This window comes from Mucilaginibacter sp. (assembly GCF_028288185.1).
GTDB lineage: Bacteria > Bacteroidota > Bacteroidia > Sphingobacteriales > Sphingobacteriaceae > Mucilaginibacter.
The window spans coordinates 1-25053 of the sequence record NZ_JAQBOF010000008.1; the positions used below are offsets into that span (position 1 = coordinate 1).

General features: G+C 35.6%; 20 protein-coding genes and 1 pseudogene. All 21 read left to right on the plus strand.

Features of this window, described 5'->3' with window-relative positions:
- A pseudogene (locus tag JWQ34_RS02585) lies at positions 1–2085 on the plus strand (DNA-directed RNA polymerase subunit beta'); the annotation flags it as partial.
- A gap of 68 nt (positions 2086–2153) precedes the next feature.
- Entirely contained in the window at positions 2154–2465 is a 312-nt protein-coding gene (locus JWQ34_RS02590) for a DUF3467 domain-containing protein (protein ID WP_299353466.1), read from the plus strand.
- Between the two features lie 54 nt (positions 2466–2519).
- Positions 2520–3479, plus strand: coding sequence for a bifunctional heptose 7-phosphate kinase/heptose 1-phosphate adenyltransferase (locus JWQ34_RS02595; protein ID WP_299353470.1), 960 nt, complete (start codon positions 2520–2522; stop codon positions 3477–3479).
- Positions 3480–3493: 14 nt separating this feature from the next.
- A complete protein-coding gene (locus tag JWQ34_RS02600) occupies positions 3494–4891 on the plus strand; it encodes an undecaprenyl-phosphate glucose phosphotransferase (protein ID WP_299353473.1) in 1398 nt (465 codons plus the stop codon).
- Between the two features lie 48 nt (positions 4892–4939).
- Entirely contained in the window at positions 4940–5869 is a 930-nt protein-coding gene (locus JWQ34_RS02605) for a GDP-L-fucose synthase (RefSeq protein ID WP_299353476.1), read from the plus strand.
- A 147-nt stretch (positions 5870–6016) separates the two neighbouring features.
- Positions 6017–8491: an SLBB domain-containing protein gene (locus JWQ34_RS02610; protein WP_299353479.1), complete on the plus strand. Its 2475-nt coding sequence runs from the start codon at positions 6017–6019 to the stop codon at positions 8489–8491.
- Positions 8491–9576: a Wzz/FepE/Etk N-terminal domain-containing protein gene (locus tag JWQ34_RS02615; protein WP_367278585.1), complete on the plus strand. Its 1086-nt coding sequence runs from the start codon at positions 8491–8493 to the stop codon at positions 9574–9576. The genes JWQ34_RS02610 and JWQ34_RS02615 overlap by 1 nt, the downstream gene beginning before the upstream one ends.
- Positions 9577–9578: 2 nt before the next feature.
- On the plus strand, positions 9579–10640 hold the full coding sequence (locus JWQ34_RS02620) for a ferredoxin--NADP reductase (protein WP_299353482.1): 1062 nt from the start codon (positions 9579–9581) through the stop codon (positions 10638–10640).
- Positions 10637–11413: a glucose-1-phosphate cytidylyltransferase gene (gene rfbF, locus JWQ34_RS02625; protein ID WP_299353485.1), complete on the plus strand. Its 777-nt coding sequence runs from the start codon at positions 10637–10639 to the stop codon at positions 11411–11413. The genes JWQ34_RS02620 and rfbF overlap by 4 nt, the downstream gene beginning before the upstream one ends.
- Positions 11398–12498 carry a CDP-glucose 4,6-dehydratase gene (rfbG, locus tag JWQ34_RS02630; protein WP_299353488.1) on the plus strand — a complete coding sequence of 367 codons (1101 nt, stop codon included), beginning with the start codon at positions 11398–11400 and terminating at the stop codon, positions 12496–12498. Before rfbF ends, rfbG begins: the two co-directional genes overlap by 16 nt.
- Entirely contained in the window at positions 12499–13557 is a 1059-nt protein-coding gene (locus tag JWQ34_RS02635) for an NAD-dependent epimerase/dehydratase family protein (RefSeq protein ID WP_299353491.1), read from the plus strand.
- Positions 13554–15374, plus strand: coding sequence for a thiamine pyrophosphate-binding protein (locus JWQ34_RS02640; protein ID WP_299353494.1), 1821 nt, complete (start codon positions 13554–13556; stop codon positions 15372–15374). The genes JWQ34_RS02635 and JWQ34_RS02640 overlap by 4 nt, the downstream gene beginning before the upstream one ends.
- A 1-nt stretch (position 15375) precedes the next feature.
- On the plus strand, positions 15376–16254 hold the full coding sequence (locus JWQ34_RS02645; RefSeq protein WP_299353497.1) for an acetaldehyde dehydrogenase (acetylating): 879 nt from the start codon (positions 15376–15378) through the stop codon (positions 16252–16254).
- A 9-nt stretch (positions 16255–16263) separates the two neighbouring features.
- Entirely contained in the window at positions 16264–17274 is a 1011-nt protein-coding gene (gene dmpG, locus JWQ34_RS02650) for a 4-hydroxy-2-oxovalerate aldolase (RefSeq protein WP_299353499.1), read from the plus strand.
- Positions 17271–18326, plus strand: coding sequence for an NAD(P)-dependent oxidoreductase (locus tag JWQ34_RS02655; protein WP_299353502.1), 1056 nt, complete (start codon positions 17271–17273; stop codon positions 18324–18326). The genes dmpG and JWQ34_RS02655 overlap by 4 nt, the downstream gene beginning before the upstream one ends.
- Positions 18327–18343: 17 nt before the next feature.
- Positions 18344–19648, plus strand: coding sequence for a lipopolysaccharide biosynthesis protein RfbH (gene rfbH, locus JWQ34_RS02660; protein ID WP_299353506.1), 1305 nt, complete (start codon positions 18344–18346; stop codon positions 19646–19648).
- Positions 19645–20994: a hypothetical protein gene (locus tag JWQ34_RS02665; protein WP_299353509.1), complete on the plus strand. Its 1350-nt coding sequence runs from the start codon at positions 19645–19647 to the stop codon at positions 20992–20994. Before rfbH ends, JWQ34_RS02665 begins: the two co-directional genes overlap by 4 nt.
- Before the next feature lie 10 nt (positions 20995–21004).
- The gene (locus JWQ34_RS02670; protein WP_299353512.1) at positions 21005–22009 is read left to right on the plus strand and encodes a glycosyltransferase; all 1005 of its coding nucleotides are present in this window, start codon (positions 21005–21007) and stop codon (positions 22007–22009) included.
- A gap of 47 nt (positions 22010–22056) precedes the next feature.
- Positions 22057–22827, plus strand: a complete 771-nt coding sequence (locus JWQ34_RS02675; RefSeq protein WP_299353515.1) for a class I SAM-dependent methyltransferase — start codon at positions 22057–22059, stop codon at positions 22825–22827.
- 23 nt (positions 22828–22850) lie between these two features.
- Complete coding sequence (locus JWQ34_RS02680; RefSeq protein ID WP_299353518.1) at positions 22851–24230, plus strand: hypothetical protein; 1380 nt, start codon at positions 22851–22853, stop codon at positions 24228–24230.
- Positions 24190–25038 carry a glycosyltransferase gene (locus JWQ34_RS02685; RefSeq protein ID WP_299353521.1) on the plus strand — a complete coding sequence of 283 codons (849 nt, stop codon included), beginning with the start codon at positions 24190–24192 and terminating at the stop codon, positions 25036–25038. Before JWQ34_RS02680 ends, JWQ34_RS02685 begins: the two co-directional genes overlap by 41 nt.
- Positions 25039–25053: the final 15 nt, after the last annotated feature.

Below are 25053 nucleotides of genomic sequence, written 5' to 3' on the forward strand. Positions count from 1 at the left end.
AAAGAGCAGATTCGTCAGCTTGCAGGTATGCGTGGTTTGATGGCTAAACCTCAAAAATCAGGTTCAGGTGGTGAAATTATCGAAAACCCTATTCTTTCAAATTTTAAAGAAGGTTTGTCTGTATTAGAGTACTTTATATCTACCCACGGTGCACGTAAAGGTTTGGCCGATACGGCTTTGAAAACAGCGGATGCTGGTTACCTGACCCGTCGTTTACATGACGTGGCACAAGATATGATTGTTGGTACTGTAGATTGCGGAACTTTAAGAGGTATATACACTACTGCGTTAAAAGATAACGAGGATATTGTTGAGCCATTATATGATCGTATTTTAGGCCGTACATCTCTACACGATGTGTTTGACCCTATTACTAACGATCTGTTAGTATCAGCCGGTCAGGATATTACTGAAGAGATAGGTAAAACTATTGAGAACTCTCCATTAGAGGGTATCGAGATACGTTCGGTATTAACTTGCGAAAGCAAACGTGGTGTTTGTGCATTATGCTACGGCCGTAACTTGGCAAGCGGTAAACGCGTGCAAAAAGGCGAGGCTGTTGGTGTAATTGCTGCACAGTCAATAGGTGAGCCGGGTACACAGTTAACGTTACGTACATTCCACGTGGGTGGTACTGCATCGAACATTGCTGCTGAGTCTCAGATCAACGCTAAATTTGATGGTATAATTGAATTTGAAAATGTACGTACCGTATCTTATCAAACCGCCGAAGAAGGTGCTGTTGATGTAGTATTAGGTCGTTCGGGCGAGTTCCGTATTGTTGAAGAAGGAAGCAATAAAATTATTGTAACCAACAACATCCCTTACGGTTCATACCTATACATTAAAGACGGTAGCAAAATTAAAAAAGGCGATCGTATCTGTTCATGGGATCCGTACAACGCGGTTATCATATCAGAATTTGCAGGTGTGACACAGTTTGAAGCCGTATTAGAGGGTATCACTTTCCGTGAAGAATCTGACGAGCAAACCGGTCACCGCGAAAAGGTAATTATTGATACCAGGGATAAAACGAAAAACCCTGCTATACAAGTTGCCGATAATAAAGGAAACGTAATTAAAGGATATAACATCCCGGTAGGCGCCCACATCGCAGTTGATGAAGGCGAGAAATTACAAACAGGACAGATCATCGCTAAAATACCTCGTTCAACAGGTAAAACAAGAGATATCACCGGTGGTTTACCACGTGTAACAGAGTTATTTGAAGCACGTAACCCATCAAACCCTGCTGTAGTTACCGAGATTGACGGTGTTGTAACACTAGGTGGCGTTAAACGTGGTAATCGTGAGATCACTATCGAATCAAAAGACGGGCAGATTAAAAAATACCTGGTTCCATTGTCTAAACACATCCTGGTACAGGATAATGACTTTGTGAAAGCTGGTATGCCGCTATCTGATGGTTCAATATCACCTGCTGATATCCTGGCTATTAAAGGCCCGGCTGCGGTACAGGAATACTTAGTGAATGGTATACAAGAGGTTTACCGTTTACAAGGTGTGAAGATCAATGATAAACACTTTGAGGTTATTGTTCACCAAATGATGCAGAAAGTAGCTATTGAAGATGCGGGCGATACCCGTTTCTTAGAGAAAGAAGCTGTTGATAGCTGGGATTTCATGCTGGAAAATGACGATATCTTTGATAAAAAGGTAGTTGTTGAGCCAGGAGATTCTGAGACACTAAAAGCAGGCCAAATACTATCTGTACGTAGATTACGCGACGAAAATTCAATTTTAAAACGTAAGGATTTAAAATTGGTTGAAGTGCGTGACGCTATAGCAGCTACATCAAGCCCAATGTTGCAAGGTATTACCCGTGCATCATTAGGTACTAAATCATTCATATCAGCAGCATCGTTCCAGGAAACTACCAAGGTTCTTAACGAAGCAGCAATTGCAGGTAAGAAAGATAACATGCTTGGCTTGAAAGAAAACGTTATTGTTGGTCACCTTATTCCTTCAGGAACAGGTTTACGCGAATACGAAAATATCCGCGTAGGTTCTCAAGAAGAATTTGACCGCTTAATGGCTTCAAAAGCTGAAGAAGTAGAAGCTTAATATTTAATAAGCAAAATAATAATTAGCAAGCCTTCCGCAAAACGGAAGGCTTTTGCTATTTTAGCACTATGGAAGAACAGAACGAAAATCAGCTGAATATTGAACTTTCTGAAGAAATTGCGGAAGGAACTTATTCAAACCTTGCAATTATAACCCACTCAAACCAGGAGTTTGTGCTTGATTTTATCCGTGTAATGCCCGGTACACCAAAGGCAAAAGTTAAATCGCGCATAATTATTACACCAGAACACGCAAAAAGATTACTAACAGCGCTTGAAGATAATATTGAGAAGTTTGAGGCGGTAAATGGCCGTATAAAAGTACAACAGGAACCATCTGCATTTCCGATGAATTTTGGAGGTACAATGGGTCAGGCGTAATCAACGGATATTTTAGCCTTTAATTAACGATATTTGTTTTACTAACATATTATAATGCCTTTATTCAAATTTCCCCAAGATAAAAAAGTAAAAATTTGTGTAATAGGTGATATGATGCTGGATCATTATGTTAATGGTTCATGTGATCGTATTTCGCCGGAAGCACCTGTGCAGGTTGTTGATGTAACCGGAGAAACATATAGTTTAGGCGGAGCAGGCAATGTGCTAAAAAACTTGCAATCTTTTGGCTGTGACGGGTCTTTAATTAGCATAAGCGGTAATGATGATACTAGCCAGATAGTTAAAGAGGAACTGGAAAAAATAAAACCTGATTTTTATTACCAGGCGAAGGATAATGAGCGCCGTACTACTATAAAAACCAGGATTGTTGTAAATCGTCATCAACTGATAAGACTGGATAAAGAAGACAAAATTTACTGCAATGATACTATTGCCGATGAGATTTTAGATTTTTTAAAGACCAGGATAACCGAACTTGATGTAGTAATACTATCTGATTATTGCAAAGGGGTATTAAGTACCCATCTGGTAAAAAATATAATTGAGTTATGTAATGCTAATAAGGTTACAACCATTGTAGACTCAAAAGATAAAGACTTGTCAAAATATCACGGAGTTACATTGGTAAAGCCAAACAGAAAAGAAGCTTCATTAGCATCGGGTATAAACATTACTGATGATGCTTCTTTAGAAGCCGCGTGTAAAAAAATTGCAGATACGACAGCTTGCCAAACAGTAATTGTTACGTTATCAGAAGATGGAATAGCTATTTACAATGATAATAAGTTGATAAAAAAGCCAACTAAAGCACTTGATGTTTTTGATGTTACAGGTGCTGGTGATACAGTGATTGCTTCGTTAGGTTTTGCATTGGCTAATGATTTATCCATATCTGCCGCTTGCGATTTTGCAAACAGTGCAGCTGCAGTTGTGGTAGCAAAATTTGGCAGTGCAGTAGCAACATTAGATGAAATTAACAAGCTTAACGGATAATAGCAAGCATAATTATGGTTTACAGATATTCTGCGTTTATTAAAATACTCAATCTGTTTATCGATTATTTGTTGTTAAACATAAGCATGTTTATAGCCTATTTAATAGTTGATGGGCCCGGATTACAAATAACAACCAGTAAATACTTGCCCATAATAATGATGTTTAACCTTATCTGGTTACTATCAACAAATATTACTGGTTTATATGAACGTGTTTTAAATAAAGATTCTATACGTACCTACCAGGGCTTTTTTAAAACGTATCTGTTATTTGTATCCTTAATATCCTTCATCATAATTATAATAGGCACAAGTTTCTATTTAATTACCAGAGAGTATTTACTTTATTCGGTTATACTATTTGGTTTCCTGGTTGGATCATGGAAGTTTATATTCCTGATTATCAGAAAAAGCAAAAGGAATTTATTAATGGATTCCAGGAATATTATTATTGTTGGATCAGGCCCTATAGGGATGAATATTTTTGAATATTTTGAACATAATAAGCACAGCGGCTATAAAGTATTAGGTTTTTTTGATGACAAGGCATCACGCATAGCGGCTATAGGGTTATACTTAGGTAGTATTGATGAGTGTATTGATTACGTGCTTGAAAATGATGTGGATGAAATATTTTGCGCATTACCAATATCGCAAACCGATAGGATAGAGCAGTTAATGACAGACGCAGACAAGCATTTAATACGTTTTAAAATAGTACCCGAATATTATATTAACCCTAAAAGATCAATGTTTGTACAAAATTTTGATCACATACCTATAATATCAGTCCGCTCAGAGCCATTAGAGAATATGTTAAACCGGATGATTAAACGTTTATTCGATGTGGTTTTTTCTTTATTTATAATAATTTTTGTGTTTAGCTGGCTTTTTCCAATTTTGGCAATTTTAATAAAACTACAGTCGCCGGGCCCGGTATTTTTTGTGCAGGTTAGATCAGGGAAAGATAATAAGCCATTTAAATGCTATAAATTTAGAAGCATGCGGGTTAATAACGATGCAGACAAGAAACAAGCAGATCGTAACGACAAACGTATAACACCTATCGGCGCATTTATACGTAAAACAAGTTTAGATGAATTTCCGCAGTTTTTTAATACACTGATAGGTAATATGTCTGTTGTTGGCCCAAGGCCACACATGATAAGCCATACAGAGCAATATTCACAATTGGTCGATAAATTTATGGTGCGCCATTTTTTAAAGCCTGGTATAACCGGTTGGGCGCAAATTAATGGCTTTAGAGGAGAAACTAAAACTACCGAAGACATGCTTCAACGTGTAGAGGCTGATGTATGGTATTTAGAAAATTGGTCGTTTTTGCTTGACCTTAAAATTATATTTCTTACTTTTTGGAATGTAATAAAAGGTGACGAAAAAGCATTTTAAATTAGTTTAGCCTTAAAAAGCGACTTTAAAAATCAAACAATTTATACAATGGACAAAAACTCAAAAATATATATTGCAGGTCATAGGGGTATGGTTGGATCAGCCATTTATCGTAAACTGGAAAAAGAAGGGTTTACAAATATCATTACACGGGTATCGGCAGATCTGGACTTGCGCAGCCAGCAACAAGTTGCTGATTTTTTTGCAAGTGAAAAACCGGACTATGTATTTTTAGCTGCCGCAAAAGTCGGTGGAATTATAGCTAATAATACTTACAGAGCCGAGTTTTTATATGATAATTTACAGATTCAAAACAACGTTATTCATTCATCGTATGTAAACGGGGTTAAGAAATTAATGTTTTTGGGCTCAAGTTGTATTTATCCTAAATTTGCGCCGCAACCACTTAAAGAAGAATATTTATTAACAGGTTTACTTGAAGAAACTAATGAGCCTTATACCATTGCCAAAATTGCCGGTATAAAAATGTGCGATGCATACCGCGCTCAATATGGCTGTAATTACATTTCTGTAATGCCAACCAACCTTTATGGATATAATGACAATTATCATCCTCAAAATTCACACGTTTTACCTGCTTTGATCAGAAGATTTCACGAAGCAAAAGAACAAAATCTTGCAGATGTGACTATTTGGGGTACAGGTACACCCAAACGCGAATTTTTATTTGCTGATGATTTGGCAGCTGCCTGTTACTATCTGATGCAGAATTATGACGAAGAGGGTTTAGTAAATGTTGGTACCGGCGAAGATTTATCAATTAAAGATCTTGCATTATTGGTTAAGGAAATTATAGGATATACCGGCGAAATAAAATTTGATTCCAGTAAACCTGATGGAACACCAAGAAAGCTTATGGATGTGAGTAAGTTACATAGTAAAGGTTGGAAGCATACGGTTGAATTGAAGGAGGGAATTAAATTGGCTTATCAAGATTTTTTGAACTTATTGAAATAACCTATGTTATAAAACATTAATTATAAGGATGTAAAATTGAATTTTTAACTTATTTAAATGGTTTAATTTACTATTTTTGTTAACATTTTATCATATTGAAACACGTGTAATTTAATATAATTGTACTATTACAATTATTATAATATAATGAATAATATAAAAGCATTTCTATCAATACTGGTTGTCTTTTTATGCGTTTTAGCATATAACCCAATATCAGCACAAAACCTTCCACAAAACATTAATTTGGATGCACTTTCAGATCAACAATTACTGCAGTATATAACTCAAGCTAAGGCATCTGGACTAAGTGATGAGCAAATTTTACAAAAAGCACAAAGTTCAAATATGTCTGCCGCGCAAATTCAACGCTTGCAACTGAGAATCGGAGAAATTCGAAAAAAACAAAGCACTACAGAGAACTTTTCCGATAAATCCTCATTGCGACAATTAAGCAATAGTGACACTATTCAGGTAAGACAGCAGGCTCAAATGGACCTAAATAAGAATTCAGATCCGAAGCTATTTGGTTCTGAGCTTTTTAGAAATAGCACAGGTAATACATTTGAACCAAACTTAAAAATAGCAACACCAATAAATTACGTAGTTGGACCTGATGATCATCTACATATTAGTATTAATGGTAAGTCATTAGCCAACTGGGATCTGGCCGTTTCTCCTGAAGGAAATATTAATTTACCTGGTATTGGAATGCTTAAAGTTGCAGGTAGAACTATAGAACAAGCTACGCAAAGCATAAAAAGCAAACTAGCTGCTAATAACTATGCTGTTGATAAAGGAACGAATGTAACTGTTACGTTAGGCGATATACGGAGTATTAAAGTAATTATACAAGGAGAAGTAGTTAGACCCGGTACTTATACATTATCCTCGCTGGCAAGTGCATTTGTTGGGTTATCAGCCGCAGGGGGGCCAAATGATATTGGCTCATTCCGGAAAATTCAAGTAATAAGAAACAGCCGGTTAGTGAGTACACTTGATTTATATGATTTTTTATTAAAAGGTAGTCGCAAAAGCGATATAGCCTTACAAGATCAGGACATAATTCTTGTACCATCTTATAACATACATGTAACTTTAAAAGGAGAGGTTAAAATTCCAGCGATATTTGAAACCCTTCCCGGAGAAACATTGCAAGATTTAATAAATTATAGCGGAGGCTTTACTGATCAAGCTTATACTGCTCGGATTAAAGTTATAAGAGTAAATGATAGGGAACGCGAAGTTGCTGATATTTTAGAAAGTGATTATAAAAACACTATTCCTTTACGTGGAGATAAATATACCGTTGATAAAATTTTGGAGCGTTATGTAAACCGTATAAGTATAAAAGGCGCAGTGTTTAGGCCTGGTGATTTTGAATTGCAAAAAGGTTTAACAATATCACAACTCATAAAAAATGCCGGTGGCTTAAAAGAAGATGCCTTTACGGCCCGTGGAAGTATTGTAAGACTTAAGCCTGACAATACGATTGAGCAAATATCTTTTAACGTAGCAGATGCGATATCAAATAAACCAGAAGCTGATTATATATTGCAAAGAGAAGATATAATAACTATCTCATCTATTTTTGACTTACGTGATCAGTATAAAGTTACCATTAAAGGGGATGTTAGAAGACCGGGAGAATTTTCATATGCCGATAGCATGAAAGTCGCAGACCTTATTATTAGAGCGGGTGGGTTCGCAGAGGGAGCCAGCACCGAACGTGTTGAAGTTTCAAGACGTATATTTAATGGTGATCCGCATACATCAAATAGTTCTGTAGCACAAGTATATAGTATAAATGTTTCGGCTGATTTGAAGGGAGGGGACGTGGGATTTGTACTTAAGCCATTTGATATAGTTTCTATTTTTAGCCTACCAGGGTACGAGACCCAAAAGACAGTTAGAGTAGAAGGAGAAGTAATATATCCTGGTGAATATACGATTCAAAAGAAAAATGAAAAAATATCAGATATACTTATCCGGGCCGGTGGGTTAACAGCATCCGCTGATGTGGATGGTAGTAGTCTGAAGCGTGATAATGCTGCAGTATTAGGCATTGATAAAAATAAAAGCAAGATTGACACGAGCACTTTAAAAAAAGAACATGCAGATCGTTTAAAACGATTACAACAAACCTATAAAGATTCTACCAATACCGATGATCAAATACGCAATAATTTTGTGGGTATTAATTTAAAAAAGATACTAAAAAATCCAGGTACTGGCGAGGATCTTATATTAGAAGACGGCGATGTTTTAACGGTGCCCAAACAACAACAAATAGTTAGGGTAAATGGAGAAGTGCTTTTCCCAAGTGCTGTGGTTTATAATAATGGTAAAGGCTTTAAAGGATATGTTTTAAACGCCGGTGGCTTTTCGCCAAATGCTTTAAAAGGAGGAGCCTATGTTGTTTACCCTAATGGGACAGTAAAAGCAACATCCAAGTTCTTGTTTTTCAATATCCATCCCAGAGTTAAACCGGGCAGTGAAATATATGTACCTAAAAAGCTCGAAAAGAAGGGATTATCTGCTCAGGAATTGGTTGGAATAACAACAGGAATAGTATCATTGGGAGCAATTATTTTGACACTTATCGCCAATAAGACATTATAATGATGAAAGATAATACGCCAATGGCAGAACAATCTGATGACGAAATTTCTTTAAAAGAACTTATCCTGAAAATTCAGGAATGGTGGAAATATCTTTTATCTAAATGGGTTGTTATTTTTATTGCAGGTGTAATAGGTGGAGCGATAGGATTAACATACGCTTTTTTTAAAAAGCCTATTTATAAAGCTGAACTAAGTTTTGCATTACAAGATGAGAAATCTGGGGGTGGACTTGGCAGTGCTTTAGGCCTAGCAAGTCAGTTTGGAATAGATTTGGGCGGTGGGGGAGCAGGAGGTGAATTTTCGGGCGATAATTTATTAGAATTAATGAAGTCGCGCTCGATGGTAGAGAAGGCGCTGCTGACAACAATACCTATTAATGGTAAAAATGAAACGCTTGTTGAATTTTATATTGACTTTAATAAGCTTCGTGAAGGTTGGAAAGGTAAACCGGAAGAAAATATACATTTTTTACCAGATGCTGATCGTTCCAAATTTACTTTAAAGCAGGATAGTATATTGGGGGTATTTCATAATACTTTAGTTACAAATAATCTAACTGTAGATAAATTGGATAAAAAACTAAGTATAATTTCACTTAAAGTTAACTCTACTAATGAGCTATTTTCAAAATATTTTACAGAAGTTTTGGCCAAAGTAGTATCTGATTTTTATGTGCAAACAAAAACAGAAAAATCAACTAAAAACGTTGCTATATTGCAACGGCAGACAGATTCTGTACGACGAGCCTTGAATGGAGCCATATCCGGTGTTGCTTCATCAATAGATGCTGCACCAAATCCTAATCCATCATTGCAAACCTTACATGTGCCATCTCAGCGCAGGCAAGTGGATGTGCAAGCTAATACAGCTATTTTAAGTGAATTGGTTAAAAATTTGGAAATGGCTAAAATGTCCTTATTACAGGAGACGCCTTTGATACAGGTGATTGATAGACCTATTTTGCCCTTAGAAAAAAATAGAATAGGAAAATTAAAAGCCATTATAGTTGGAGGGATTTTAGGATTATTTTTAACAGTGTTAATTATTTCAATTGATAGAATTGTCAAAAGATTAATGGCATAACAATGTTGACTTACACATTAAAGATTATTCAGATATATAAGGAAACAGATGATGCTTGCACAATCTGTTTTAAACAGCCGGGCTTAAAAAAAATCAAATATAAAGCGGGACAATACATAACATTAATTGTAAGAATTAATGGCCGTAAATATGCAAGGCCATACTCATTTTCTTCAGCGCCGGGTATTGATGCTACCTTAAATATTACAATAAAGCGTGTACCAGGGGGCGTTGTTTCAAATCATATACTAGATAAAGTAAATGTTGGAGATATGATGGAGGTTATAGAACCGATGGGTGATTTTATTCTTCAAGAAACACTTAAGGATATAAACGATAAACACTTAATACTTTGGGGAAGTGGTAGCGGAATTACTCCATTAATGTCAATAACTAAATATGCTTTAAAGGAAAAAGATTTTAAGCACATTACTCTTGTTTATGGAAATCGTAATTTTGAAACAACAATCTTCTCTGAACAAATTAAGCAGCTTGAAAAACTATATCCTAACAACTTTTCCACATGGCATTTTCATACCAAACCAGTAATTGATGAAAATAATCCTTATGTAATTCTTGGACGCATAGATGCAAAAAAAATTTTAGACGTTATGCGCCTTGAAGGTGGTTTTACAGATACCATACATTATATATGTGGTCCAAGGGGATTAAAAGACTCTGTAAAAACTGTGTTAAAAGTTATCGGAGTTAATGTTGAAAATATTTTTTCAGAGGATTTTGAAGTTACTCGAGATTTAAAAGAATTTGAAAATATTGCCACACAAAATGTTGAGATAAAAATGAATAATTTTACATCAACCATTGAAGTAACAAAAGGTAAAAGCATTTTAGAGGCAAGTCTTGATGCAATGTTGGATTTACCGTATTCTTGCCAAACTGGTAGTTGTTTATTATGTAAGGCAACATTGCTAAGGGGCAGCATAAAAACCATAGGGATAGATAGTCTTCCTGCAGAATTTCAAGCTGATGAATGCCTTTTATGTTGTAGTTTTCCTCTAAGTGATGATATAAAAGTATTTGTAAAAAATCAATTATTAAAATGAAAGTTGTATTACTAGCGGGGGGCTTAGGCACTAGATTGATGGAAGAGACAGAGGCCAGGCCTAAACCTATGGTGGAAATTGGGGGCAAGCCAATTTTATGGCATATCATGAAAATATATGAAACCTACGGATATAATGATTTTGTGCTTTGTCTTGGATATAAGGCTCAGTCTATAAAAGAGTATTTTTTAAATTATTACTTGTACAATTCTGATGTAACTATTGAAATGGAGAAAAACAAGGTTGATGTTCATTTTTCAAATTCAGAATCATTCAAGGTGACTTTAATCGATACAGGATTAACAACCAATACAGCTGGACGTATAAAAAGGATACAAAAATATGTTGATGGTGAAACATTTATGTTAACTTATGGTGATGGTGTTGCCGATATTAATATTAATGATTTGGTTAAGTTTCATAAATCTCATGGCAAACTGGCTACCCTAACTAGTATACAAGCTCCGGGAAGATTTGGTAACATTGAAATGGATGAAGAAGGCGGGGTACAGCATTTCGTTGAAAAACCACAAGGGGATGGTATGTGGATTAATGGTGGCTTTTTTGTGTTAGAACCTGGTATTTTTAAATATCTTGAAGGGGAGGTTGATGATATACAATGGGAAAAGCAACCGTTAAAGCAAATAGCAGATGACGGTCAATTATCGGCATACAAACATCGGGGCTTTTGGAAACCTATGGATGCGCTTAGGGATAGGATTGAATTAGAACAAATTTGGAGTAGTGGCAATGCCCCTTGGAAAATTTGGTAGTTATGTTTGACGAGCTGAAAAAAGTATACGCCGGAAAAAAAGTTTTTATAACCGGCCATACAGGTTTTAAAGGATCTTGGCTATTGCAGATATTATCGATGCTTGGTGCCAATATTAAAGGATATGCTTTAGCACCTGAAGAGGGACCTAACCTTTACGATGTTATTAGTGGTGACAGTCTTTGCCAATCAATTATTGCTGATCTGCGTGATCGAGAAAAACTTAAAGAGGCAGTAACTTCATTTCAACCAGATTTTGTATTTCATTTAGCTGCACAACCATTGGTGCGTCTATCTTATCAAATACCTTCCGAAACCTTTGAGATAAACGCGATAGGTACCGCTAATTTGTTAGATGCTGTAAAGTTTTTAGATAAGCCATGCTTTTCGGTTTTAATTACTACCGATAAAGTTTACCATAACAATGAATGGGAATATCCGTATAAAGAGAACGATCGGTTAGGCGGCTATGATCCCTATAGTGCCAGTAAAGCTTGTACAGAGTTGGTTATCGACTCTTATCGTAACTCATTTTTTAATACAAATACATTTGCAACCCATAATAAAGCTATCGCGGTTGGCCGCGCCGGTAATGTCATTGGTGGCGGCGATTGGTCTAAAAACAGGTTGATACCAGATATTGCAAGTGCGTTGGCAGCAGGTCAGGTTATTGAAATTAGAAATCCCGCATCTGTAAGACCGTGGCAACATGTTTTAGAGCCGCTGTTTGGGTATTTGTTATTGGGCGGCAAGTTATATAATGATCCGGTTAAATATTCTCAGGCCTACAATTTTGGCCCAGACATTAATGACGCTTTGCCGGTAACAAAAATGGTTGAAATGGCTATAAAAGGCTGGGGCGGCGGCGAATATTATGTAAATCAGATGACCGGCCAGCCACATGAGGCGGGTTTGTTGAAATTAGATATTAGTAAAGCCATAACCGAGCTAAACTGGAATCCTAAAATGAACGCATACCAAGCTGTTACTTTTACAATAGATTGGTATAAAAAATTTTATAGTGATGAAAAAAATATGGCCCAATTCACTGTTGATCAAATTGCAAACTTCTTTGATTTAGCTTAAATGATAAAAAATAAAATTATTGTTGAAGATTTAGAAGAAATTTACAACTCACATATTAAGTGGGAGTTATTTGCTAATAAAACTGTTTTAATTACTGGTGCTAACGGTTTTTTACCTGCTTATATGGTTCAAGCATTATTATATGCAAATCGCATCAATCTCAACCTTAATATAAAAGTATTGGCATTGGTTAGAAATATTGAAAAAGCCAAATTAAAATTTGAAGCCTACCTTGATAATAAAAACCTTGAATTTATTACGCAAGATGTGTGCGATGCTATTACTATAAAAAGCAAGATTGACTATATAATACATGCGGCTAGTCAGGCCAGTCCTAAATATTATGGCATTGATCCGGTTGGTACTTTAAGCGCAAATATATTGGGTACAATGAATTTACTTGAGTTAGCACGTAAAAATCAGGTAGAGTCATTTTTATACTTTAGCTCAGGCGAGGTATATGGCCAGGTTGATGATGAGCATAACCCGGTAAAAGAAAATTATTACGGATATTTGGATCCGATGATGGTTAGAGCATGTTACGGAGAAAGTAAACGTATGGGCGAAAATATGTGTGTAAGTTATCATCATCAATATCAGGTTCCGGCTAAGACGGTAAGGCCCTTTCACACTTATGGCCCTGGTATGGACTTAGGCGATGGCCGAGTATATGCTGATTTTGTATCAAATGCAATAGCAGGTATCGATATTCAATTGAAAAGCGATGGAAGCGCACGAAGGGCTTTTTGTTATTTAACAGACGCAACTATCGGCTTCTTTACAGTACTGCTCGATGGGAAGAACGGGGAAGCATACAACATTGGGAATCCAAATCAGGAATACAGCATTATGGAACTAGCAGAAATAATAGCCCAATTAGGACCCAAGAAATTAAATGTTATCAGAATTCAGGCAGCGGACACAAACTCATATTTAAAAAGTCAACTGCTTAGAAACACTCCTGATATAGATAAAATATCAACCTTGGACTGGGTGCCACGCACCAGCGCTGCAACCGGATTTAAAAGAACTATTGAAAGTTATACTAAAATTGAATGAAAATAAGTGATTACATAGCCGACTTTTTGGCCGAGAAAAATATAAAACACGTATTTGGAATTATTGGTGCAGGTAATGCGCATATCTTTGATTCAATATATAAAAAAGGTTTTACAGAGATTGTTTGTGTACATCATGAACAAGCCGCCTGTATGGCAATGCAAACTTATTATCGCACAAGCGGTAAAGTTACCGCAGTAATTTTAACTACCGGGGCGGGGTCAACCAATGGGGTTACAGGGGTAGTTAGTGCGTGGGCAGATTCTATCCCAGGAATAATTATATCGGGCAATGAAAATTCGAAATTTGTTTCGCTACATAAAGATTTACGGATGTGGGGTGTACAAGGTTATGACAGCTCTTTAATGGTTGAGAAGGTAACCAAATATGCAACACGTGTTGAACGTCCGGAAGATATAAAACAGGAGTTAGAAAAGGCATATGCTATTACAACCGACGGGCGTCCCGGGCCATGCTGGATAGATGTGCCAATGAATATCCAGTCGACAGTTATTGACGATAGTAAATTACTTCCTTTTAAAGGATTGGACAAACCAACTCCGACAAAAAATACTGGGTTTGAAGATATAGTAAGTGTTTTAGCCGAAAAAATAAAAGAAGCTAAAAGACCATTATTTTGGCTGGGACACGGCATAAAATTAGCTGGCGGACAAGGCCTTATCGTAAATCTTATAGAAAAATATAATGTACCCGCGTTGGTTACATGGGCAGGTATAGATATGGTAGACTCTTATCACCCATTAGTTTATGGCAGGGCAGGTACCTATGGCCAACGATGCGCCAACTTTATAGTACAAAATTGTGATTTATTGATTTGCATAGGTACACGCATGGCAATATCACAAATTGGATATGAAATTAATGAGCTTGCGCGTGAAGCCGACATAGTGGTGGTCGATATTGACCAGCACGAGTTGGCTAAATATACAGACAGGTATAAATATACCATACATGCCGATGCAAAGGTGTTTATACAATCATTATTAAAACACGCACCGACAACTCCAGAATATACACATGATGAATGGATCAGCTTATGCGACTCATTTAGAGAGAAGTATCCATGGTTTAATGAGAGTGATCATCCGGATAAAGACGGTTTTATCAATTCTTACAAGTTCATGGATAAGTTGAATGATCATTTAAAACCTGATCAGATCATTACTACTGATATGGGTACTGCGCTGCTTTCGGGTCACCAAACCTTGAAAATAAGAGCTGGGCAGCGCTTAATGACTTCGACAGGATTAGGCGAAATGGGATATGGTTTACCTGCCGCTATTGGCGCATCAGTAGCTAGGGGAAAAGGTGAAGTGTTATGTCTTAATTGTGACGGCGGCATGATGATGAACTTACAGGAATTACAAACTATAGTTCATTATAAATTACCCATTAAATTGTTTATATTTAATAATGATGGTTATTTGATGATAAAGCATACGCAAACTGCACTATTTAATGGCAGAAGAGCCGGAGTTGATGAAAAATCGGGTGTATCGTGCCCGGATTTTAGCGCATTGGCTGATGCTTTTAAAATACCATCTTTCCGTATCAGGACCTGGGAAGATTTTGATACAATGATACCTGAAATTCAGGCAGCTGAAAGCCCGGTAATTTGTGAGGTTTTTATGCATCCTTATCAATTATTTGTGCCAAAATTATCATTGGCGATTCAAAAAGATGGTACATTAATCTCTCCTCCGCTGGAAGATCTTTCACCATTTTTACCAAGAGAGGAACTGAGATCAAATATGCTAAACGGATTACATCAAAAATCGAAAGATATAGAGGCTTAGTATGAGTAAATTAAAAGTAGCAATATTAGGTAGTGGCAATATTGGAACTGACTTGCTGATAAAAATTCAGCGGTCAGAATATTTGGAGTGTATGCTGTTTATCGGCCGTAACCTCTCGTCGCCTGGTATGGCAAAAGCAATAAGCTTAGGTGTTAAAGTATCTGATCAAAGTATTAATGCTATTGTTAAAGATCCCGATTGCTGCGATCTGATTTTTGATGCTACATCAGCCAAAGACGCGAAATATCATTGGGAGATCCTGGAAAAATTGGGCAAAATAGTTATCGATATGACCCCTGCTAAATTAGGAGGGTTATGTATCCCGGCAGTTAATCTTCAGGATGCCATCGAACAACGAAATGTAAACATGGTTACCTGTGGTGGCCAAGCATCAATACCAATAGCCTATCTTATTGGTCAAACCCATGCCGAAGTTGAGTATATCGAAGTGGTCTCCAGCATATCGTCAAGAAGCGCCGGGCCCGCCACTAGATTAAATCTTGATGAGTATATTGAAACAACCGAGGAAGGGGTAAGAGTGTTCTCAAACGCAAAAAAAACTAAAGCTATCTTAAATCTTAATCCCGCAAACCCTTGTATCGATATGCAAACCACAATTTTTGCCAAGGTAAAAAATCCGGATATTAAAGCTTTGACTGCGGCAGTAAATAATATGGTAGCAAAAATTAATACTTACGTGCCCGGTTACCAGCTGTTGGTTGCGCCGATTTATGAAAACAATAGGATTGTTGTAATGGTTAAAGCACAAGGTTTGGGCGATTATTTACCTAAATATGCCGGCAACCTGGATATTATAAATTGTGCTGCAATTGCTGTTGCTGAAGAATATGCGAAAAAAGTGGCGGGGTTGCTAAAGTAAACTGAATTAATGAAAGCTATACTAATAAGCGACCCAACGTTAAGGGACGGCAATCACGCGGTAGCGCATCAACTGTCAGCTAAACAAATAGCTGTCTATTGTGATGCGGCCGAGAAAGCATCAGTGCCTATTGTTGAAGTAGGACATGGTAATGGTTTAGGAGCATCGTCATTACAAGTTGGCGAGGCCCTTGAGACCGATGTTGTTTTGTTAGAAACAGCCAGGGCTCATTTAAATAAAAGTAAATTAGGTATCCACGTAATACCAGGGTTTGCAACAATTAACCGCGATTTAAAAGGGGCTATTGAAATTGGTGTAGATGTTATACGGGTTGCGTCACATTGCACAGAGGCTGATATCACGCAACGGCATTTGGGATATTCGCGCGAGAAAGGTAAAGAAACCTATGGCGTTTTAATGATGAGTCATATGGCATCACCTGAGTTGTTGGTTGAGGAGGCTCAAAAAATGGAACTATATGGTGCCGAAGGAATTATCATCATGGACTCTGCCGGAGCTTTTCTTCCGTCAGACGTGACCGACCGAATAGAAGCGTTAGTAGAAGGTTTATCTATCCCGGTTGGCTTTCACGGGCATAATAACCTGGGTATGGGTATAGCTAACTCGGTAGCTGCAATACAAGCCGGTGCTACCATATTAGATGGTACTGCCAAAGGTTTTGGTGCAGGTGCCGGTAATGCTCAAATAGAAGTATTGGTTGCCGTGTTACAAAAAATGGGTTATACAACCGGTATTGATATGTATAAGATTTTAGATGCCGCGGATATCGCCGAAAGAGAAATTATGCCTTTGGTGCCTATAATACGATCAGAAAGCATAGTGAGTGGCTTGGCAGGCGTTTTCTCAGGGTTTTCAAAACATGTTACCAGGATATCTAAAGAGTACGGTGTAGATCAACGCGATGTGTATTTTGAATTAGGACGGCGCAAAGTGGTAGCAGGACAGGAAGATTTAATAATAGAAGTAGTTTTGGATCTTGTTAAAAACAAAAAGAAATGAAGCAAGAATTAATAAACCTGTTAAAAGTTGATTGCCAGAAATCTCTGCACGACTATAAAGATTCATTAGGTGTTTTACAGAACAAATCTATATTGGTAACAGGTGGCACCGGCTTTATGGGCAAATGGATTGCCGAATCGGTGTTATTGTTAAACCAAGAGCATAGTTTTAATATCAAATTATATATTTTAGCCCGCAACTTGCTTGATTATAAAGAAGAAGTTCCGCATTTGGCCAAACAATCGTTTATTACTTTGATTGAGCAGGACGTAAGGAATGTAAGCAATTTGCCCGAGGATATTAACTATGTTATCCATGCAGCCGGATCGCCTGATAACCGGAAACATGCCACTAATCCGCTTAAAACAATTGATACTATATATAAAGGAACACACGCAGTGCTTGATGCGTGTTTACGCTTATCGGCCTTGAATAAGGTAGTGCATATAAGCTCTAACAGTGTTTATGGCCACATTGCAGACCATGTTGATAAGATCAAAGAAACCCAAATGGGCGCATTGGACTGTAATAGTGTAAATGCAGCTTACAGTGAAGGTAAAAGATTGTCTGAAACGGTTTGCGCCATCTATCGCAACCAGCAAAAATTGCCAATTGTTATTGTAAGGCCTTTCGCCTTTATTGGCCCTTATCAGGGGCTTGAAAAACCATGGGCAATAAATAACTTTATCCGTGATGGTATATTAGGTGGGCCTATAAGAATATTAGGTAATGAAGAAACCGTTAGGAGTTATTTGTATGGAAGCGATATGGCTTTCTGGCTACTAAAAGTACTGGCTGGCGGTAAAAGCGGTGCAACCTACAATATCGGCGGCGATGAGTCAGTTTCATTAAAATCGTTAGCTGCAAAGGTTACTTCAAATTTTTCGCAAAAAATAGATGTACTGGTAAGATACTCCAAACAATACCCTCCACATCCATCGGTTTCGATACCTGATACAAGAACCATAAAAACAGAATTAAAAGTTAGCCAGGTTTTTGACTTCGAGGCATCGTTGAAAAAAACCATTGATTGGTATAAGAAAATATATTAATAAGCGAATTAACCCTGATGAATAATTTAAAAAATATAAATCCTGAGCTTAAGGGGCACTTGAGCCAGGCAATGCAAGCTAATATAAACCGGCCAATTATAGCCGGCGAAAATTATATACCTGTTACAGGTAAAGTGATTGACGAGGAAGATGTGTTAATGGGGATTGATGCTACGCTTGACGCCTGGCTTACTGCAGGCCGTTATGCAAATCAATTTGAATATGAATTTGCAAAATATTTTGATGCCCCAAAGGCATTGTTAGTAAACTCAGGATCATCAGCAAACCTCGTAGCTTTTTATGCCCTTACATCGCCAAAATTAGGCGACAGACAAGTTAAGCCGGGCGACGAGATAATTACTGTAGCCGCAGGTTTCCCTACTACCGTTAACCCAATGATCCAATATGGTTGCATACCTGTGTTTGTTGATGTTGATATAGCTACCCACAATGTAAAAGCCGAAGATATAGAAGCCGCGGTATCACCAAAAACAAAAGCCATTATGATTGCCCATTCGCTGGGTAATCCTTTTGATTTGGATGAGGTGATGCGTATAGCTAAAAAATATAAATTATGGGTTGTGGAGGATGATTGCGATTCGTTAGGTGCAACCTATCGCGGCCAAAAAACAGGTACATTTGGTGATATAGCTACATTTTCATTTTATCCAGCCCATCATATTACCATGGGTGAAGGCGGAGCCGTTATCATTAATAATCCTGAACTTTCAAAAATAACAGAAAGCTTTAGAGACTGGGGACGTGACTGTTACTGTGAACCAGGAAAGGATAATACCTGTGGATGTCGTTTTTCACAGCAATTAGGTAGCTTACCTTATGGGTACGACCATAAATATACTTATTCACATATTGGGTTTAATTTAAAAGTTACTGATATGCAAGCGGCTTTTGGTGTTTCGCAATTAAAAAAAATTGATCATTTTGTACAACGCCGCAGGGAAAACTATAAGGCCTTATATGAACGCATGAAGGAGTTTGAAGAGATATTTATTCTACCTGAACCTACACCAAATAGTGATCCGTCATGGTTTGGTTTTTTACTCACCTTAAGGGATGGTGATGCTGCTGATAGGCATATGTTAGTGCAACATTTGGAAGAGAATAAAATTGGCACCAGGTTATTGTTTGCAGGTAATTTATTACGCCAGCCAGCCTATGCAAATATAAAACATCGAGCTATCGGAAGTTTACCAAATACGGATATTATTATGAACCAATCATTCTGGCTGGGGGTATGGCCTGGATTAAATGAAAGTCATTATGATTATATGGTTCAAGTTATAAGAAACTACTTAAAATGATTAATAAATTAAAGTATGTTTTAAATCAATTTGAAATTGACGGAGCTATAGCTTTCACAATAATAGGAAGATTAGTTCAAGCTGGTGGTGGGGTACTGTCCATTGTTTTTATAGCAAAATTTTTATCGCCTGTTGAACAGGGGTATTATTATACGTTTGCCAGTATTCTGGCTATTCAGGTTTTTTTTGAATTAGGCTTAAGTGGGATTATCACACAGTATACAGCTTATGAATTTGCTCATTTAAAATGGGGCAAAAAATTTGAGTTAATTGGCGAGGAAAATTATAGATCAAGGTTGTCTTCTTTGTTAAGATTATGTGTAAAGTGGTTTGGAATTATCTCGGTTGTTTTGTTCTTTATTTTATTAATAGTCGGAATTTATTTCTTTTCCAGATATAATGCCTTATCAAATGTAGAATGGCAAAAGCCGTGGATTATTCTATGTCTCGCCACCTCTATGAATTTATTTATTGATCCTATTTTGGCTTTTTTTGACGGATTAGGTGAAATAAAGGATATGGCCAAAGTAAGATTAGTTCAAAAAAGCCTTAATGTTATTTTACTATTTATATTTTTTTCTTTAGGATTTAAGCTTTATTCAAATGCGCTTGCCTCTGTTGTTTCTATTTTTTTTAATTATATTCAAGTCATATTTACAAAAAAGCGTTTCAGTTTGCTAAAAACTATCTGGTTCTCTAATGGAAAGTGGGTCATTAACTATTACGAGGAAATATTTCCATATCAATGGCGAATAGCATTAAGTTGGATCAGCGGTTACTTTATATTTCAATTATTCAATCCTATATTATTCGCTACCGAAGGGGCAGTAGTAGCAGGGCAAATGGGAATGACGTTGCAAGCATTAAACGGTGTATCATCAATCTCTATGAGTTGGATATCGACTAAGGTCCCCACCTTTTCGAACTTTATCGCAAAGAAAGATTATATATCACTTGACAATACTTTTAACAATGCCTTATCTGGTTTGCTAAAAGTCAATATTACACTGTTGCTCATATTTAATTTAGGTGTATTCTTTTTAAAATGGCAACATCTCATGTTTGCTGATAGGTTTTTGCCATTACTGCCAACTGTGATTTTGTCGGGGATTTGTTTTATCAATCAGCTTGTATTTTCCTGGGCCACTTATTTACGATGTCATAAGAGTGAACCTTTTTTATTGCAATCAATCGTATTTGCAGTACTAATTTCATTATCCACCATATTATTTGGTAGGCAATATGGTGTGATGGGAATAGTTTATGGTTATGGTTTTTTAACTGTGTTTGTAAGTTTAATTTGGTCATATTTTCTTTTTACAACCAAAAAAAAATTATGGCATTAATTTATTGATTATGTATTATCTTACTATAGCTATTCCAACTTATAATAGAAAGGAACCTTTAATAAATACACTTAATAAGTTGCTTCCACAGCTAAATGATAATTGTTTTTTGTTAATTATTGATAACCATTCAGATGTATTTGTAAGTGATTATGCAATTGACCTTATTGAAAAACATGCCCAGGTAAATTATGAATTGATAAGAAACAGAGTAAATGTTGGGGGTAATTGCAACATTCTACGATGTTTTGAGTATTGCAAAACCGACTGGTTATGGGTTTTAGGTGATGATGATGAACTATTGCCTAACGCAGTCGAAACAATTTTATTTGATATTACCAAATATCCGGAAGCGCTCAATATTAATTATTATAGCCCTAATGTTATCCATCCTTTAAGAACAAAAACCACAATATCTTATGGCAGAGGGCAGTTTGTTGAAAGTATCGATAGTTTCGGCGCAGCAATTTTTATTTCTACAAATATTTATAATTCTAAATTGATTGGAAACGATATGATGTTAGCCAATCATTACGCTTATACATGTGTTCCGCAATTTCTGGCCGTATTCTTTGCATCGCAAGAAGATACTATAACAGTAAACTCGCATGAAATAATTTGCGTTAATGGCTCAGATGATAGAATATATAAGTACAGTAACTATAACTTATTAATTGCAAAAGGTTTTGCCTCAATATTGGAAATTCCAACCGACAAAGAGATTAAAAATATATTATTGGCCAGACTTAGAGAAACAACCCATTACTGGCTTACTATTGATGGAATTATAAAAACATTACTGGTGGAATATTTTAAAAGCAATAGAAGATTGGATATAGCTTTTGCATTTAAGCAGCATTATTTGCATTTTTATAAATTATTAGGGATAAAAAATAAGATGAAATTTTATTTCTACTTTTCTATTTTACTATTTTCACCAAGAGTTTTGTTTAAAATAATAAATTTTTTGTACCGTAGATATAAAGGAATTGAACTTACAATACCGAACGAATAATAATATTTAATAAACTATATATAAAAAAATATAAGAACGCAATAAGTATGGAGAATTCTGATAATATTAATTTTATTATTAACGCTGTTAACGAATATTTAAAACAAAACCCTACTGATAAACACGTAGGTCATATTGATAATTATCCTGGAGTTATAATGTATTACAGAGATGCAAATACTATAGCAAAGTATTTAAAATCAGAAAGCAAAATATTAGATTGGGGATGCGGTTATGGTCAAATGTCATATCTGATGACTGAAAAAGGCTACACAGTTGACGCTTGTGATTGGAACATCTCTCCTAATATCCCTCAATTATTAGATTATAGAATTAAGTATACTCAATTTACCTCACCTACAAAAATTGATGCAGCCGATAATTCTTATGATGCTGTTATTTCAAGCGGTACTCTTGAACATGCAAACAATATTATGGAATCTTTAAAAGAGATAAGAAGAATACTTAAACCAGGGGGGTGGTTTTTCATGTTCCGTTTTCCGGCAGAAGACTCTATTTCAGAAATGGTAGCTAAAAAATCAGGTGGATGGTCTCACTCTATTAGGATGAGCAAAGACGAAGTTAAATACATGCTTAGACTTCATAGCTTTAGAATTCAAGAGATTGGATATGACAGCTTTTTGCCAATTATGTTATCATCTAAACTTAGAGGACTCAGAAAATTAAGAGCAAAATATGATGCACCAATACATAAGCTTGATAAGCTTTTAACAAATACGCCATTTATTAACCGGTTTTCTACATCAATATATTGCTTAGCACAAGTAAATAATGAGTATGATAATACCTACTTATAAGATTATATAAATGGAATTATAGCATGGATAATAAAATATTGCTTTATATAAACATTATGTCATTGATAATGAATATGTGGCTTATTTTTATTTCATATAAAAGAAACAAACTTATTAATCTTATTTATCATTTTGTTTTTCTTTTTTTAGTAACCGGACAATCACTTAATATTAGCATAAACCTACAAGAAGATAGAGAAGTATATTATCATAGCAATAGAATTACGGGCGAAGGGCATTTAATTTCAAGTTTTTTTATCTTTTATTGTATGGTTATATTTTACCTATTTGAATATTTATATAAAAAAAGACGACCTTCGAAGAATATTTTTAATTCATCATTCAAAAAAAATAAACAAGTAAATTATTCCATCCCATATTATGTAGTAAACTGGATTGTGTTTTTTTTAATGAGTTTTAGCATGGTAGCCTTAATCGGATTTAATGAAATTATTGATGAAGGTCGGCCTGGAGGTTCTGGAAGTACATTTTTACTAATAGTATTATCGCTTTGTATCTATCCTTTTATTATAAAAATTATCAATAATTCTTCTATAAACTATAAGGAAACAACATTATTTATTGGAACATTTTTTATAACTGTACTTTTTTCAAGAATGATTGCAATTTTTCATCTCATGATGGTAGTGGTTGCTGGTTATTATTCTGTATACAATAAATATAGAACACCACTATCAAAATATAAAAAATATTTTATTACTGTACCTATTATATTAGTGATTTTCTTTTTTGGATTTGGTACCTATAGAAATTTAAAGAATTTTAATGATGCTAGCGGACTTTCATTTAACGAGTTATTAGGTTATATAAAAGAACATCCTGAAAATACATTGTTTTCAATTGATGTAAATTATAAACTCGGAATAGAAGGAATATCCGGCCTATCGGGACTTATGACTCAGTTTTGTGAAAATCCTTTTATCAAAATAGATGGAGGGCTTTCTATATTTTCTGCATTTATAACACTTATACCATCTTTTTTTAGAGGGGTGCTTTTGCCATTACAGGAATTTTTGCTTTCATTATATTGGTATAAAGGCAGCATTGTTTCATCTGGAATTGAAGCTTCGTACGTGCACTTCTCCTTTTTAGGATTATTGGGTTATCCTGTTTTTTTATCCTGGTATTTTAATTCATTAAATAAAAAAGTATCAAGTAAAATATATAGTGGTATTAATTTGTCTTCACTGACAAGTTATGTACTTATTATTTATGGGCTTTTAATTATTAGAGGCTCAAGTTCAGCCTGCATCTTTTTTATAATAGCTAATTTAGTAATAGCAAAATTTAGTACTTTAATTTATATAGTATTTAACAACAAGTCAATCCCTAAAAACAAAAGTGATTCAGTTATCAATAGTAATCTGCACCTTAAAGATTAGTAATTTAAGACCTTTACTTAAATCATTAAATATAAACTCTAATAACTATAAAGATTTTGAAATTATTATAATCAATCAATCCGGGGAAAGTATAAATGATATTATAAATAAATATACTTTTAATTTCATTGAAGTTGTACCAAAAACAAGGTTAAGTGCACCAAACGCAAGAAACTATGGAGCTGAGCATTCGAATGCTGAATATGTTTTATTTATGGATGATGATGCAATATTTGTTAATATGAATCAGGGTATGTTTAAACAGCTAATTGAAAAATTAACTCAGTCTCAATATTCGATGTACATTGTACAAAGGGGTGAAGTAATAAATAATAAATATATAACTCATTGGCCTAATTTAGATAATATTACTATTCGTAACTTTTCCAGGTTTGTTATTGAATGGAATTTTATTATCCGGAGATCGCTGTTTGGTCAAATTGGTGGTTTTTATGATATAGGTCCAGGATCGAAACACCTGGCTCAAGCTGGCGAGGCATTTATTCTAGGAGCTCGGGTCTTAGTACTTGGATTGGAGATACATAAGTTAGATAATATTTTAATAGCCCATCCATCACTTTTTCAAATAGATACAGAAAAAAATAGAAAGTATGTTTATGGGACAGGTTACGCCGTTGGTTACTCAATACATTTTATGCCGGCCCGTGATAAAGTGTATTGGATAACGCGAACGTTACTGAGCTCCATTTTTAAAATTAATTTCCTTTTATATAAACTTACCGGATTTTTTGATGGATTAAAACATAGTCCTCCCAGATCGGACTTATTTAATACTAACAAGTACTGAGCGCAAGGGCAGCCG

Coding starts and splice junctions, on each gene's coding strand:
- JWQ34_RS02640 (WP_299353494.1), top strand. CDS start 13,554: ATGAAAATAAGTGATTACATAGCCGACTTTTTGGCCGAGAAAAATATA.
- JWQ34_RS02595 (WP_299353470.1), top strand. CDS start 2,520: ATGCCTTTATTCAAATTTCCCCAAGATAAAAAAGTAAAAATTTGTGTA.
- JWQ34_RS02665 (WP_299353509.1), top strand. CDS start 19,645: ATGATTAATAAATTAAAGTATGTTTTAAATCAATTTGAAATTGACGGA.
- JWQ34_RS02620 (WP_299353482.1), top strand. CDS start 9,579: ATGTTGACTTACACATTAAAGATTATTCAGATATATAAGGAAACAGAT.
- JWQ34_RS02680 (WP_299353518.1), top strand. CDS start 22,851: ATGGATAATAAAATATTGCTTTATATAAACATTATGTCATTGATAATG.
- dmpG (WP_299353499.1), top strand. CDS start 16,264: ATGAAAGCTATACTAATAAGCGACCCAACGTTAAGGGACGGCAATCAC.
- JWQ34_RS02590 (WP_299353466.1), top strand. CDS start 2,154: ATGGAAGAACAGAACGAAAATCAGCTGAATATTGAACTTTCTGAAGAA.
- rfbF (WP_299353485.1), top strand. CDS start 10,637: ATGAAAGTTGTATTACTAGCGGGGGGCTTAGGCACTAGATTGATGGAA.
- JWQ34_RS02605 (WP_299353476.1), top strand. CDS start 4,940: ATGGACAAAAACTCAAAAATATATATTGCAGGTCATAGGGGTATGGTT.
- JWQ34_RS02615 (WP_367278585.1), top strand. CDS start 8,491: ATGATGAAAGATAATACGCCAATGGCAGAACAATCTGATGACGAAATT.
- JWQ34_RS02645 (WP_299353497.1), top strand. CDS start 15,376: ATGAGTAAATTAAAAGTAGCAATATTAGGTAGTGGCAATATTGGAACT.
- JWQ34_RS02670 (WP_299353512.1), top strand. CDS start 21,005: ATGTATTATCTTACTATAGCTATTCCAACTTATAATAGAAAGGAACCT.
- JWQ34_RS02655 (WP_299353502.1), top strand. CDS start 17,271: ATGAAGCAAGAATTAATAAACCTGTTAAAAGTTGATTGCCAGAAATCT.
- JWQ34_RS02635 (WP_299353491.1), top strand. CDS start 12,499: ATGATAAAAAATAAAATTATTGTTGAAGATTTAGAAGAAATTTACAAC.
- JWQ34_RS02675 (WP_299353515.1), top strand. CDS start 22,057: ATGGAGAATTCTGATAATATTAATTTTATTATTAACGCTGTTAACGAA.
- JWQ34_RS02600 (WP_299353473.1), top strand. CDS start 3,494: ATGGTTTACAGATATTCTGCGTTTATTAAAATACTCAATCTGTTTATC.
- JWQ34_RS02610 (WP_299353479.1), top strand. CDS start 6,017: ATGAATAATATAAAAGCATTTCTATCAATACTGGTTGTCTTTTTATGC.
- rfbH (WP_299353506.1), top strand. CDS start 18,344: ATGAATAATTTAAAAAATATAAATCCTGAGCTTAAGGGGCACTTGAGC.